We start from the raw sequence: 13,577 nt of genomic DNA on the forward strand, positions 1-13,577 counted from the left end.
AGGGATCCACCGTGCCGACTCCGCCTCCAGTCTCCCCGTTGGCCGCGAACATGGGCGACAGTCCGGCGCCCTTGTACGCCCGCGTCAAACAGATGATCACCCAACAGATCGACAGCGGTAACTGGCCGCCGCATTACCGCGTACCATCGGAAAGCGAGCTGGTCAGCCAGTTGGGCTTCAGCCGCATGACCATCAACCGCGCGCTGCGGGAAATGACCGCCGACGGCCTGTTGGTGCGCATGCAAGGCGTCGGTACTTTTGTCGCCGAACCGAAGAGCCAGTCCGCGCTGTTCGAAGTGCACAACATCGCCGACGAAATCGCCTCCCGTGGCCATCGCCATACTTGCCAGGTGATCACCCTGGAAGAAGAGGCCGCCGGTTCCGAGCGCGCGCTGGCGCTGGACATGCGCGAAGGGCAGAAGGTCTTTCACTCGCTGATCGTGCACTACGAAAACGACATTCCGGTGCAGATCGAAGACCGCTTCGTCAACGCGCTGGTGGCTCCGGAATACCTCAAGCAGGACTTCACCCTGCAAACGCCTTACGCTTATCTGAACCAGGTCGCGCCGCTGACCGAAGGCGAGCACGTGGTTGAAGCGATCCTCGCCGAAGCGTCCGAATGCAAATTGCTGCAGATCGAAAAAGGCGAGCCATGCCTGCTGATCCGCCGTCGTACCTGGTCGGGTCGTCAGCCGGTGACGGCGGCGCGCCTGATCCACCCCGGTTCCCGTCATCGTCTGGAAGGTCGGTTCCATAAATGAAAGAGTTGAAGGTTCTACGCGCCGAAGGCTACCCGCGCATGCCGTGGAAAAACGGCGGCGGCAGCACCGAGGAAATCACCCGTGACGCCGGCGCCGGCCTCGACGGTTTCGGCTGGCGTCTGTCGATTGCCGACATCGCCGAATCCGGCGGTTTCTCGACCTTCGCCGGTTATCAGCGGGTGATCACGGTGTTGCAGGGCGACGGCATGACCCTGTGTGTCGACGGCGACGACACCCGGCCGTTGTTACCCCTCGACCCGTTTGCCTTCAGCGGCGAGAGCCAGGTGTCCTGCACCTTGCTCGGCGGCGCGATCCGCGACTTCAACCTGATCTACTCGCCGCAGCGTTACAGCGCACGCCTGCAATGGCTGGACGGCGAACAGCGGTTTTTCAGTTCGGCGAGCACGGTGCTGGTCTTCAGCGTCAGTGAACGGCTGGAAGTCACGGTCGGTGGCGGCGCCTCGCAACTCGGCCGCCATGACTGCCTGCAACTGGACGGTAACACCGGTTTGACCGAGATTGCCGTCAATGCCGGTTGCTGCGTGATCGAACTGTCTGCGCGCTGATTCTTGCTATTGCTCGTTCGCACCAGAGCGTGGGAACGATCTAACGATCAACGATCAAAAACCGCTGCTTTGAAAGCAGCGGTTTTTTTTCGTCCCGACGTTCCCGAAATGCGCACCAACTTGTTACCGAACGCCCCAGCGTGGCGCAAAGCCACGCTTTCGTAACAACCTGTCGCTGTCCTCAATCCACCCCGCGAAAAAATTCATGAACGCCGGAGCCCTTGATTCAGGCGCTCTGCAGACCTGTCCTGGATTTTTGTTGAACGGTCCTCCAACAAGTTGGCCGCTTGATTGCATATGCTTGTATGTACAAGTAAAGACGTATGCGTATGAGTCGAACGAGACTCTCCGCAGCGTCCACTGATTCGCTTGCCGCGCACTGATGCGCACAGGCTGCTTGCCCACTGCCAGGGTTGGTTTGAATTGATCGCTGAGGAGTCTTTTTCGTGACTGACAACAACCGCACCACTTCTTCATTCACAAAGCATCGTGACGTCGAAATCCGCGCCGCCCGCGGCAACAAGCTGACCGCCAAGAGCTGGCTGACCGAAGCGCCGCTGCGCATGCTGATGAACAACCTCGACCCGGAAGTCGCCGAGAACCCGAAAGAGCTGGTGGTATACGGTGGCATCGGCCGCGCGGCGCGTAATTGGGAGTGCTACGACAAGATCGTCGAGAGCCTGACCAACCTCAACGAAGACGAAACCCTGCTGGTGCAATCGGGCAAGCCGGTCGGCGTGTTCAAGACCCACAGCAACGCCCCGCGCGTGCTGATCGCCAACTCCAACCTGGTGCCGCACTGGGCGACCTGGGAACACTTCAACGAACTCGACGCCAAAGGCCTGGCCATGTACGGCCAGATGACCGCCGGCAGCTGGATCTACATCGGCAGCCAGGGCATCGTCCAGGGCACCTACGAAACCTTCGTTGAAGCCGGTCGCCAGCACTACAACGACAACCTCACCGGCAAGTGGGTCCTGACTGCCGGTCTCGGCGGCATGGGCGGCGCCCAGCCACTGGCCGCAACCCTCGCCGGTGCCTGCTCGCTGAACATCGAATGCCAGCAGATCAGCATCGATTTCCGCCTGAAGACCCGCTACGTCGACGAGCAGGCCAAAGACCTCGACGACGCATTGGCCCGCATCGCCAAATACACCTCCGAAGGCAAGGCTGTTTCCATCGCCCTGTGCGGCAACGCCGCTGAAATCCTCCCGGAGCTGGTCAAGCGCGGCGTACGCCCGGACATGGTCACCGACCAGACAAGCGCCCACGATCCGCTCAACGGTTATCTGCCGGCCGGCTGGACCTGGGATGAATACCGCGCCCGCGCCAAGACCGAGCCAGCCGCTGTGGTCAAGGCCGCCAAGCAATCGATGGCCGTTCACGTCAAAGCCATGCTCGACTTCCAGAAAATGGGCGTGCCGACCTTCGACTACGGCAACAACATCCGTCAGATGGCTCAGGAAGAAGGCGTCGAAAACGCATTCGATTTCCCGGGCTTCGTTCCGGCCTACATCCGTCCGCTGTTCTGCCGTGGTATCGGCCCGTTCCGCTGGGCTGCGCTGTCGGGTGATCCGCAGGACATCTACAAGACCGACGCCAAAGTCAAAGAGCTGATCCCGGACGACGCCCACCTGCACAACTGGCTGGACATGGCGCGCGAGCGCATCAGCTTCCAGGGTCTGCCGGCGCGTATCTGCTGGGTCGGCCTGGGCCTGCGCGCCAAGCTCGGTCTGGCGTTCAACGAAATGGTGCGCAGCGGCGAGCTGTCGGCACCGATCGTGATCGGTCGCGACCACCTCGACTCCGGCTCGGTCTCCAGCCCGAACCGTGAAACCGAATCGATGCAGGACGGCTCCGATGCCGTCTCCGACTGGCCGCTGCTCAACGCGCTGCTGAACACCGCGAGCGGTGCGACCTGGGTGTCCCTGCACCACGGCGGCGGCGTCGGCATGGGCTTCTCCCAACACTCGGGCATGGTGATTGTCTGCGACGGTACCGACGAAGCGGCCGAGCGTATCGCTCGCGTTCTGCACAACGACCCGGGCACCGGTGTCATGCGTCACGCCGATGCCGGTTACCAGATCGCCATCGACTGCGCCAGGGAACAAGGGCTGAACCTGCCGATGATCACCGGCAAATAAAGGGCTTTGGCTTTGTGTGGGAGCGAGCTTGCTCGCGAAGAGGCCGGCACATTCAGTATCTGTGCTGACTGACAAATCGCTTTCGTCGGATCGCCGCCCGGAGCAAGCTCGCTCCCACAGAAAAGCTGCCCTACAGAAGCTTAGTGAACAATCAAAACAATCCACAGAGGTTGAATCATGGCAGGCAACACCGATCGTGCAGGCAGTAAACCGTTGATCGAAAGGCGTTCGATCGACTACATCCCGGAAGCGGAAAGACACGGTCGTCTGTTCAGTCAGTTCACCCTGTGGATGGGTGCCAACCTGCAAATCACCGCGATTGTCACCGGGGCCCTGGCCGTGGTGCTGGGCGGTGATGTGTTCTGGTCGTTGATCGGTCTGCTGATCGGTCAACTGCTGGGCGGAGGGGTGATGGCGCTGCACGCGGCACAGGGGCCGAAGCTTGGCCTGCCGCAGATGATTTCCAGCCGGGTGCAGTTCGGCGTCTACGGCGCGGCGATCCCGATCGTGCTGGTGTGCCTGATGTACCTCGGTTTCACCGCCACCGGGACCGTGCTGTCCGGCCAGGCGCTGGGCCAGTTGTTCGGGGTCAGCGACACCGTCGGCATCCTGCTGTTCGCCAGCGTCATCGTGGTGGTCACGGTGCTCGGCTATCGGGTGATTCACTGGATCGGCCGGATCGCCAGTGCCATTGGTGTGATCGCTTTCGTGTACCTGTTCAGCCGCCTGATGAGTCAGGTGGACGTCGGCGCACTTCTGGAAATCCGTCACTTCAGCTGGAGCAGTTTCCTGCTGGCGGTTTCGCTCGCGGCCTCCTGGCAGATCGCTTTCGGCCCGTACGTGGCGGACTACTCGCGCTACCTGCCGAGCAAGGTGTCTTCGGTGAAAACCTTTTTCGCCGCCGGTGCCGGTTCGGTGATCGGCGCGCAGGTGGCGATGATCCTCGGTGTGTTCGCAGCCGCTTCGGCCAACGGGCAATTCGCCGGGCATGAAGTCGCTTACATCGTCGGTCTGGGCGGGACCGGTGCCACTGCCGCGCTGCTGTATTTCAGCATCGCGTTCGGCAAGGTCACCATCTCCACCCTGAACTCCTACGGCAGCTTCATGTGCATCGCGACCATCATCAGCGGCTTCCGTGGCCACCTGACGGTCACCCGGATGCAGCGCCTGGTGTTCGTGCTGGTGATCGTCGGCGCAGCGACCCTGATTGCGCTGCTCGGCCAGCATTCGTTCCTCGGTGCGTTCAAGTCCTTCATCCTGTTCCTGCTGGCGTTCTTCACGCCGTGGAGTGCGATCAACCTGGTGGACTACTACTGCATCACCCGCGAGCGCTACGACGTACCGGCGCTGGCGGATCCGAACGGTCGCTATGGCCGCTGGAACATCCTCGGTATCAGCGTTTATGTGTTCGGGGTGCTGGTGCAACTGCCGTTCATTTCCACCAAGTTCTATACCGGTCCATTGGTAGCGGCCCTGGGGGATGTGGATATTTCCTGGATCATCGGTCTCGTGCTGCCCGCAGCGCTGTACTACGTCTGCGCGAAAAAATGGCACGGCACCGTACCCGATCGACTGATTCTGCCCGTCGAGCAGAACAGCGTTGTACAACCTAAAACAAGCGGGGCCGGTCGCGCTGCGGCGCAGGCCTGATTTGGACGTGGACAGGGCTGGATGCCTCTTGACTGCCGTAAGCCAATTCATGATTAGGAGCGTCACAACAATGAAATCGAACAAGACCCTGCTGACCACATTGCTTTCCATGGGCCTGCTGGCCAGCGCTGGCGCGACACAGGCCGCCGGCTGGTGCGAGTCCGGCAAACCGGTGAAATTCGCCGGCCTGAACTGGGAAAGCGGCATGCTGCTGACCGACGTTCTGCAGGTGGTGCTGGAGAAAGGTTACGACTGCAAGACCGACAGCCTGCCGGGCAACTCCATCACCATGGAAAACGCCCTGAGCAGCAACGACATCCAGATCTTTGCCGAAGAATGGGTCGGCCGCAGCGAGGTCTGGAACAAGGCCGAGAAGGCCGGCAAGGTCGTCGGTGTCGGCGCCCCGGTGGTCGGTGCAGTGGAAGGCTGGTACGTGCCGCGCTACGTGATCGAAGGCGATGCCAAGCGCAAGCTGGAAGCCAAGGCGCCGGACCTGAAAAACATCGCCGACCTGGGCAAATACGCCGCCGTCTTCAAGGACGCCGAAGAGCCTTCCAAAGGCCGCTTCTACAACTGCCCGGCCGGCTGGACCTGCGAGCTGGACAACAGCGAAATGCTGAAAAGCTACGGCCTGGAAAACAGCTACACCAACTTCCGCCCGGGCACCGGCCCGGCGCTGGATGCGGCCGTGCTGTCGAGCTACAAGCGTGGCGAGCCGATCCTGTTCTACTACTGGACACCAACCCCGCTGATGGGGCAGATCGACGCGGTGAAACTGGAAGAAAAACCGGGCGTCGACAAGACCGTGACCATCAAGGTTGGCCTGTCCAAGACCTTCCACGACGAAGCCCCGGAACTGGTAGCCGTGCTGGAAAAGGTCAACCTGCCGATCGACCTGCTGAACCAGAATCTGGGCCGCATGGCGAAGGAACGTATCGAGTCGCCAAAACTGGCGAAAATCTTCCTCAAGGAACATCCTGAGGTCTGGCATGCGTGGGTGAGTGAAGACGCTGCCAAGAAAATCGAAGCGGCGCTGTAGGTCGAATTCCTCCCGGCCAACCGAGAGGCGGGCCGGGGTATTCGCCGCAATCGCTTGATTGAGTTTCCTGATTGAGAGCCGCTTATGTTTCCCGAAAGCTTTACCTTTTCCATCGCCGACTGGGTCAACGGTTGGGTCGATGCGCTGGTCACCAACTACGGCGATGTGTTCCGCCATATCTCCGACACCCTGCTGTGGGCCATCGTCAATCTTGAAGGCCTGCTGCGCGCCGCGCCGTGGTGGTTGATGCTGGCCATCGTCGGTGTCGTGGCCTGGCACGCAACGCGCAAAGCCGTGACCACCGCCGTGATCGTCGGTCTGTTGTTCCTGGTCGGCGCTGTCGGTCTGTGGGACAAGTTGATGCAGACCCTCGCGCTGATGATGGTGGCGACGGTCATTTCGGTGCTGATCGGCGTACCGCTGGGGATTCTCTCGGCGCGCAGCAATCGCCTGCGTTCGGTGCTGATGCCGCTGCTCGACATCATGCAGACCATGCCCAGCTTCGTGTACCTGATTCCGGTGCTGATGCTGTTTGGCCTGGGCAAGGTACCGGCGATTTTCGCCACCGTGATCTACGCCGCGCCGCCGCTGATCCGCCTGACCGATCTGGGCATCCGCCAGGTCGACGGCGAAGTGATGGAAGCCATCAACGCCTTCGGCGCCAACCGCTGGCAGCAACTGTTCGGCGTGCAACTGCCGCTGGCCCTGCCGAGCATCATGGCCGGGATCAACCAGACCACCATGATGGCCCTGTCGATGGTGGTGATCGCCTCGATGATCGGCGCCCGTGGCCTGGGTGAAGATGTGCTGGTGGGCATTCAGACCCTCAACGTCGGACGCGGCCTGGAAGCCGGTCTGGCGATCGTGATTCTCGCAGTGGTCATCGACCGCATTACCCAGGCTTATGGTCGGCCACGGCATGAGGTGAGCAAATGAGCAACGCAACCGTGAGCAAGATCGAAGTCAAAAACGTCTTCAAGATTTTCGGCAACCGTGCCTCGGACGCTCTGGCGATGGTCGGCCAGGGCAAGACCAAGGATCAGGTGCTGAACGAAACCGGTTGCGTGGTCGGGGTCAACGACTTGTCCCTGAGCATCGGCACCGGCGAGATCTTCGTGATCATGGGCCTGTCCGGCTCCGGCAAATCGACGCTGGTGCGCCACTTCAACCGCCTGATCGACCCGACCAGCGGCGCGATCCTGGTGGACGGCGTGGACATCCTGCAATACGACATGGAAGCGCTGCGCGAATTTCGCCGGCACAAGATCAGCATGGTGTTCCAGAGCTTCGGCCTGCTGCCGCACAAGACCGTCCTCGACAACGTTGCCTACGGCCTGAAAGTGCGCGGCGAGAGCAAGCAGCTGTGCGCCGAGCGCGCACTGCACTGGATCAACACCGTGGGCCTCAAGGGCTACGAAAACAAATACCCGCACCAGCTCTCCGGCGGCATGCGCCAACGTGTGGGTCTGGCTCGCGCCCTGGCGGCGGACACCGACATCATCCTGATGGACGAAGCGTTCAGTGCACTCGATCCGCTGATCCGCGCCGAGATGCAGGACCAGTTGCTGGAGCTGCAAAAGACCCTGCACAAGACCATCGTCTTCATCACCCACGACCTCGACGAGGCCGTGCGCATCGGTAACCGCATCGCGATTCTCAAGGACGGCCGCCTGATCCAGGTCGGCACGCCGAAAGAGATCCTGCATTCGCCGGCGGACGAATATGTCGACCGGTTCGTGCAGCGCCGGGCGGCGGTGGTTTAAAGGTTTTACGGCAGGCTCGTTCCCACGTCGAGGCGTCGAACCGTCTGCGTGGGAATGCATACCGTGACGCTCCGCGTCACCATTGCGCAGGACTCCAGTCTTGCGTTGAGAGCGGGACGCGGAGCGTCCCAAGCGGCATTCCCACGCAGAGCATGGGAACGATCAAGTCCAAGAGGTTTTAGATGTCCCAGGCTGAAAAAATCGTTATCGCCGACGCTCCGATGCGTTGGCAGGATGTGGTCGCAGTCGCCCGTCACGGCGCGCAGCTCGAGCTGTCGGCGCAGACCTGGGCGCGCATTGAAAACGCACAGGGCATCGTCCAGCGCATCGTTGCCAGCGGCGAGCGCGCCTATGGCGTGAACACCGGTCTCGGTGCGCTGTGCAACGTTTCGCTGAAAGACGAACAGCTCAGCCAGCTGTCGCGCAACACCTTGCTCAGCCATGCCTGCGGCGTCGGCCCGGTACTGACCGATGAGCAGACGCGCGCGATCATGTGCTCGGCGATCCGCAACTACAGCCACGGCAAATCCGGTATTCATCGCCGGGTGGTCGAGGCGTTGCTGGCGCTGCTCAATCGCGGCATCACCCCGCAAGTGCCGTCCCAGGGTTCGGTGGGTTACCTGACCCACATGGCGCACATCGGCATCGCGCTGCTGGGCGTGGGCAATGTCAGCTATCGCGGGCAAGTGGTGTCCGCGCAGCAGGCGCTGGCCGAAGAGGGCCTGCAACCGGTGCAGCTCGGGGCGAAGGACGGTCTGTGCCTGGTCAACGGCACGCCGTGCATGACCGGCCTTGGTTGCCTGGCGATCGCCGACGCCACGCGTCTGGTGCAATGGGCGGATGTGATCGGCGCCATGAGCTTCGAAGCCCAGCGCGGCCAGATCGCCGCATTCGATGCCGAGATCATCGCGCTCAAGCCGCATCCGGGCATGCAGCAGGTCGGCGTCAATCTGCGCGCCTTGCTCGATGGCAGTGAAGTGATCGCCGCGAGCAAAGGCATTCGCACTCAGGATGCCCTGAGCATCCGCTCGATCCCGCAGGTGCATGGTGCCGCGCGCGATCAACTGGAACACGCGATCAAACAGATCGAAACCGAACTCAACGGCTGCACCGACAACCCGTTGCTGCTGGGCACGCCGGACGACTTCCGGGTGATGTCCCAGGCCAACCCGCACGGGCAATCGGTGGCGCTGGCGACGGATCTGCTGGCGATTGCGATGGCCGAAATCGGCTCGATTGCCGAGCGGCGTCTGGATCGCCTGATCAACCCGCACGTCAGCGGTCTGCCGGCGTTTCTGGTGGCCAATCCGGGGGTGAACTCCGGGATGATGATCGTGCAATACGTCGCCGCATCGCTGTGCGCGGAAAACCGCCAGTTGGCGCAACCGGCGGTGCTCGACAACTATGTCACTTCGGGTTTGCAGGAAGACCACCTGAGCATGGGCACCAACGCCGCGCTGAAGCTGCATCGCGCACTGGAAAACTGCACGCAGATCCTCGCCATCGAATACCTGTTGGCGGCTCAGGCCTTTGAATTCCTCAAGGAACAACGCTTCGGCGCCGGCACCGATGTGGCATGGCGACTGCTGCGCGAGAAGGTTCCGGCCTACGATCAGGACCGTTGGCTGGCGCCGGATATCGCCGCTGCCGCGAGCGTGTTGAAAGACCCGAAATTGCTGCACCACGTACTGCCGAATTTGCACTGACAATTACCCATACCAGCGTGCCAAGGCGCGGATCGTCCAAAAGACGAGAGGCGACGGATAACGGAATGCTCCGGAGCGACTGGTAGTTAATAACAATCTCTCAAAAGGAGCATTTAAATGACTGCGCTGAACCTGATCCCCGGCCAACTGAGCCTGGCCCAACTGCGTGATGTCTATCAGCAACCGGTCAAGCTGACTCTCGACAACAGCGCCTCGGCCCAGATCGAAGCCAGCGTCGCCTGCGTCGAGCAGATCCTCGCCGAGAACCGCACCGCCTACGGCATCAACACCGGTTTCGGCCTGCTGGCTTCGACCCGCATCGCCAGCGAAGACCTGGAAAACCTGCAGCGTTCGCTGGTGTTGTCACACGCCGCCGGCGTCGGCCAGCCGATCAGCGATGAGCTGGTACGTCTGATCATGGTGCTCAAGGTCAACAGCCTGAGCCGTGGTTTCTCCGGCATCCGTCGCGTGGTGATCGATGCGCTGATCGCGCTGATCAACGCCGAGGTTTACCCGCATATTCCGTTGAAAGGTTCGGTTGGTGCCTCCGGTGACCTCGCGCCATTGGCGCACATGTCGCTGGTGTTGCTGGGCGAGGGCAAGGCTCGCTACAAGGGCGAGTGGATGGACGCGACCGAGGCGCTGAAAGTCGCCGGTCTGACCCCGCTGACCCTGGCGGCGAAAGAAGGTCTGGCGTTGCTCAACGGCACACAGGTTTCCACCGCGTTTGCGCTGCGTGGTCTGTTCGAAGGTGAAGACCTGTTCGCCGGCGCGCTGGCGCTGGGCGGGCTGACGGTGGAAGCGGTGCTCGGTTCGCGTTCGCCGTTCGACGCACGCATCCACGCTGCCCGCGGCCAGAAAGGCCAGATCGACGCCGCTGCCGCTTACCGCGATCTGCTGGGCGAGCGCAGCGAAGTCTCCGACTCGCACCAGAACTGCGAAAAGGTTCAGGACCCGTACTCGCTGCGTTGCCAGCCGCAAGTCATGGGCGCGTGCCTGACCCAGTTCCGTCAGGCCGCCGAAGTGCTGGCTGTCGAAGCCAACGCCGTCTCCGACAACCCGCTGGTGTTCGCGGCCGAAGGCGACGTGATTTCCGGCGGCAACTTCCACGCCGAACCAGTGGCCATGGCCGCTGACAACATGGCCCTGGCCATCGCCGAAATCGGCTCCCTCAGCGAGCGCCGTATCTCGCTGATGATGGACAAACACATGTCGCAACTGCCGCCGTTCCTGGTGGCCAACGGTGGCGTGAACTCCGGCTTCATGATCGCCCAGGTGACCGCTGCGGCCCTGGCCAGTGAAAACAAGGCGTTGTCCCATCCGCATTCGGTGGACAGCCTGCCGACTTCTGCCAACCAGGAAGACCACGTTTCGATGGCTCCGGCCGCCGGCAAGCGCCTGTGGGAAATGGCCGAGAACACGCGCGGGATTCTCGCGGTGGAATGGCTGGCGGCGGTGCAGGGGCTGGACCTGCGCAATGGTCTGAAGACCTCGGCCAAACTGGAGCAGGCCCGAGGGATTCTGCGTCGCGAAGTGCCGTTCTACGAGAAGGACCGCTTCTTCGCGCCGGACATCAATGCGGCGACTGAACTGCTGGCATCGCGGGTTCTGACCGAACTGGTTCCGGCGAAACTGCTGCCGAGCCTTTAACCCCACCACTGATCGTTCCCACGTCGAGGCGTCGAACCGTCCGCGTGGGAATGCAGCCCGTGACGCTCCGCGTCACTGGACGCGGAGCGTCCCTTGAGGCATTCCCACGCAGAGCGTGGGAACGATCACAAGACGAGGACTTGGGATGAAAACCCTCTGGCAACACTGCCACGTCGCGACCATGGCGCAAGGCGTCTACTCGATCATCGAGGATGCGGCCATCGTGACGTCCGGTGCGCTCATCGAGTGGATCGGCCCGCGCAGCCAATTGCCGTCCGGCGAATACCCGGCGGTCAATGACCTGCAAGGCGCGTGGGTCACCCCCGGCCTGATCGACTGCCACACCCACACCGTGTTCGGCGGCAACCGCAGCGGCGAATTCGAGAAACGCCTGCAAGGCGTCAGCTACGCCGAGATCGCAGCGGCCGGTGGCGGCATCGCCAGCACCGTGCGCGCCACCCGTGAAGCTTCGGAAGACGAGCTGTTCGCCAGCGCCGCCAAACGCCTGAAAAGCCTGATGCGCGACGGCGTGACCACGGTCGAAATGAAATCCGGCTACGGTCTCGATCTGGCCAGCGAGCGCAAGATTTTGCGGGTCATCCGTCGCCTCGCCGCCGAGCTGCCGATCAGCGTGCGCAGCACCTGCCTGGCCGCTCACGCCTTGCCGCCGGAATACAAGGATCGTGCTGACGATTACATCGATCACATCTGCGCCGAGATGCTCCCGGCGCTGGCCGCCGAAGGCCTGGTGGATGCGGTGGATGCGTTCTGCGAATACCTGGCGTTCTCCCCGGAACAGGTCGAGCGGGTGTTCATCACCGCGCAAAAACTCGGGCTGCCGGTGAAGCTGCACGCCGAGCAATTGTCGTCGCTGCACGGCTCAAGTCTGGCCGCGCGCTATCACGCGTTGTCCGCCGATCACCTGGAGTTCATGGACGAGGACGACGCCATTGCCATGGCCAAGTCCGATACTGTCGCGGTGTTGTTGCCGGGCGCGTTCTACTTCCTGCGTGAAACCCAGTTGCCGCCGATGGAAGCCTTGCGCAAGCACAAGGTGAAAATCGCTATCGCCAGCGACCTCAACCCCGGTACTTCGCCGGCGCTGTCGTTGCGCCTGATGCTGAACATGGCCTGCACCTGCTTCCGCATGACCCCGGAAGAAGCCCTGGCTGGCGCCACGATTCACGCGGCGCAAGCTTTGGGAATGGCCGAAACCCACGGTTCGCTGGAGGTCGGCAAGGTCGCGGATTTTGTCGCCTGGCAGATCGACCGCCCGGCGGATCTGGCGTACTGGCTGGGTGGTGAACTGGACAAACGCGTCGTGCGTCACGGCGTTGAATCAAGTCTGTAGGAGAGCGGTTGTGGATAAGGTTCTGAACTTCAAAAAGGTCGCGTACCGCTGCTGATCAGCATGCCCCACGCCGGTGTGCGCCTGACCCCGGCGGTCGACGCCGGGTTGATCCCGGACGCGAAAAGCCTGCCGGACACCGACTGGCACATTCCGCAGCTTTACGATTTCGCTGCCGAACTGGGCGCCAGCACGCTGGCTGCCGAGTATTCGCGGTTCGTCATCGACCTGAACCGGCCATCCGACGACAAACCGCTGTACGCCGGCGCCACCACCGGTCTGTATCCGGCGACGCTGTTCGATGGCGTTGCGTTGTTCAAGGAAGGCAAGGAGCCGTCGAAAGAAGAACGTGCGACGTATCTGGAGCAGATCTGGACGCCGTATCACCGCACCTTGCAGCAAGAGCTGGCGCGGCTGAAGGCCGAGTTCGGTTACGCGCTGCTGTTCGATGCACACTCGATCCGCTCGATCATCCCGCACCTGTTCGACGGCAAGCTGCCGGACTTCAACCTCGGCACCTTCAATGGCGCCAGCTGCGATCCACAACTGGCCGCGCAACTGGAAGCGATCTGCGCCCGCCACGACGCTTACACCCATGTGCTGAACGGGCGCTTCAAGGGCGGCCACATCACCCGTCACTACGGCAACCCGGCCGATGACATCCACGCCGTGCAACTGGAACTGGGCCAGTGCACCTATATGGAAGAGTTCGAACCGTTCCGCTACCGCGCCGATCTGGCGGAGCCGACGCGGGTGGTGTTGAAGGAGTTGCTGCAGGGGCTGCTCGCCTGGGGCAAAAAACACTACAACTGAGTCTGCTCTGATCGTTCCCACGCTCTGCGTGGGAATGCAGCCCGTGACGCTCCGCGTCACTGGACGCGGAGCGTCCCTTGAGGCATTCCCACGCGGAGCGTGGGAACGATCTGCAGTGAGTGAGCGGTCTGGGGGCG

At 62.3% G+C, this 13,577-nt stretch carries 10 protein-coding genes and 1 pseudogene; all 11 read left to right on the forward strand.

Annotated features, from left to right (window positions below; all coding sequences use genetic code 11):
• Positions 1-50 precede the first annotated feature (50 nt).
• Complete coding sequence (gene hutC, locus I5961_RS01790; protein ID WP_170844914.1) at positions 51-761, forward strand: histidine utilization repressor; 711 nt, start codon at positions 51-53, stop codon at positions 759-761.
• Positions 758-1,327: a HutD family protein gene (locus I5961_RS01795; RefSeq protein ID WP_227234165.1), complete on the forward strand. Its 570-nt coding sequence runs from the start codon at positions 758-760 to the stop codon at positions 1,325-1,327. The genes hutC and I5961_RS01795 overlap by 4 nt, the downstream gene beginning before the upstream one ends.
• A gap of 446 nt (positions 1,328-1,773) precedes the next feature.
• The gene (gene hutU, locus I5961_RS01800; protein WP_227234167.1) at positions 1,774-3,471 is read left to right on the forward strand and encodes a urocanate hydratase; all 1,698 of its coding nucleotides are present in this window, start codon (positions 1,774-1,776) and stop codon (positions 3,469-3,471) included.
• Between the two features lie 177 nt (positions 3,472-3,648).
• Positions 3,649-5,121 (forward strand): purine-cytosine permease family protein, encoded by a 1,473-nt coding sequence (locus I5961_RS01805; protein ID WP_085698082.1) that lies wholly within the window; start codon positions 3,649-3,651, stop codon positions 5,119-5,121.
• A gap of 70 nt (positions 5,122-5,191) precedes the next feature.
• Positions 5,192-6,160: an ABC transporter substrate-binding protein gene (locus tag I5961_RS01810; protein ID WP_085702691.1), complete on the forward strand. Its 969-nt coding sequence runs from the start codon at positions 5,192-5,194 to the stop codon at positions 6,158-6,160.
• An 84-nt stretch (positions 6,161-6,244) separates the two neighbouring features.
• Positions 6,245-7,096 carry an ABC transporter permease gene (locus tag I5961_RS01815; protein ID WP_085698084.1) on the forward strand — a complete coding sequence of 284 codons (852 nt, stop codon included), beginning with the start codon at positions 6,245-6,247 and terminating at the stop codon, positions 7,094-7,096.
• Positions 7,093-7,923 (forward strand): quaternary amine ABC transporter ATP-binding protein, encoded by an 831-nt coding sequence (locus tag I5961_RS01820; RefSeq protein ID WP_085684013.1) that lies wholly within the window; start codon positions 7,093-7,095, stop codon positions 7,921-7,923. The genes I5961_RS01815 and I5961_RS01820 overlap by 4 nt, the downstream gene beginning before the upstream one ends.
• A gap of 182 nt (positions 7,924-8,105) precedes the next feature.
• A complete protein-coding gene (gene hutH / locus I5961_RS01825) occupies positions 8,106-9,629 on the forward strand; it encodes a histidine ammonia-lyase (protein WP_227234169.1) in 1,524 nt (507 codons plus the stop codon).
• A gap of 117 nt (positions 9,630-9,746) precedes the next feature.
• Positions 9,747-11,279: a histidine ammonia-lyase gene (hutH, locus tag I5961_RS01830; protein WP_227234170.1), complete on the forward strand. Its 1,533-nt coding sequence runs from the start codon at positions 9,747-9,749 to the stop codon at positions 11,277-11,279.
• Positions 11,280-11,424: 145 nt separating this feature from the next.
• Positions 11,425-12,630, forward strand: coding sequence for an imidazolonepropionase (gene hutI / locus I5961_RS01835; protein ID WP_227234172.1), 1,206 nt, complete (start codon positions 11,425-11,427; stop codon positions 12,628-12,630).
• 10 nt (positions 12,631-12,640) lie between these two features.
• A pseudogene (hutG, locus tag I5961_RS01840) lies at positions 12,641-13,440 on the forward strand (N-formylglutamate deformylase).
• Positions 13,441-13,577 lie beyond the last annotated feature (137 nt).

Source organism: Pseudomonas sp. IAC-BECa141 (assembly GCF_020544405.1).
Lineage (GTDB): Bacteria > Pseudomonadota > Gammaproteobacteria > Pseudomonadales > Pseudomonadaceae > Aquipseudomonas.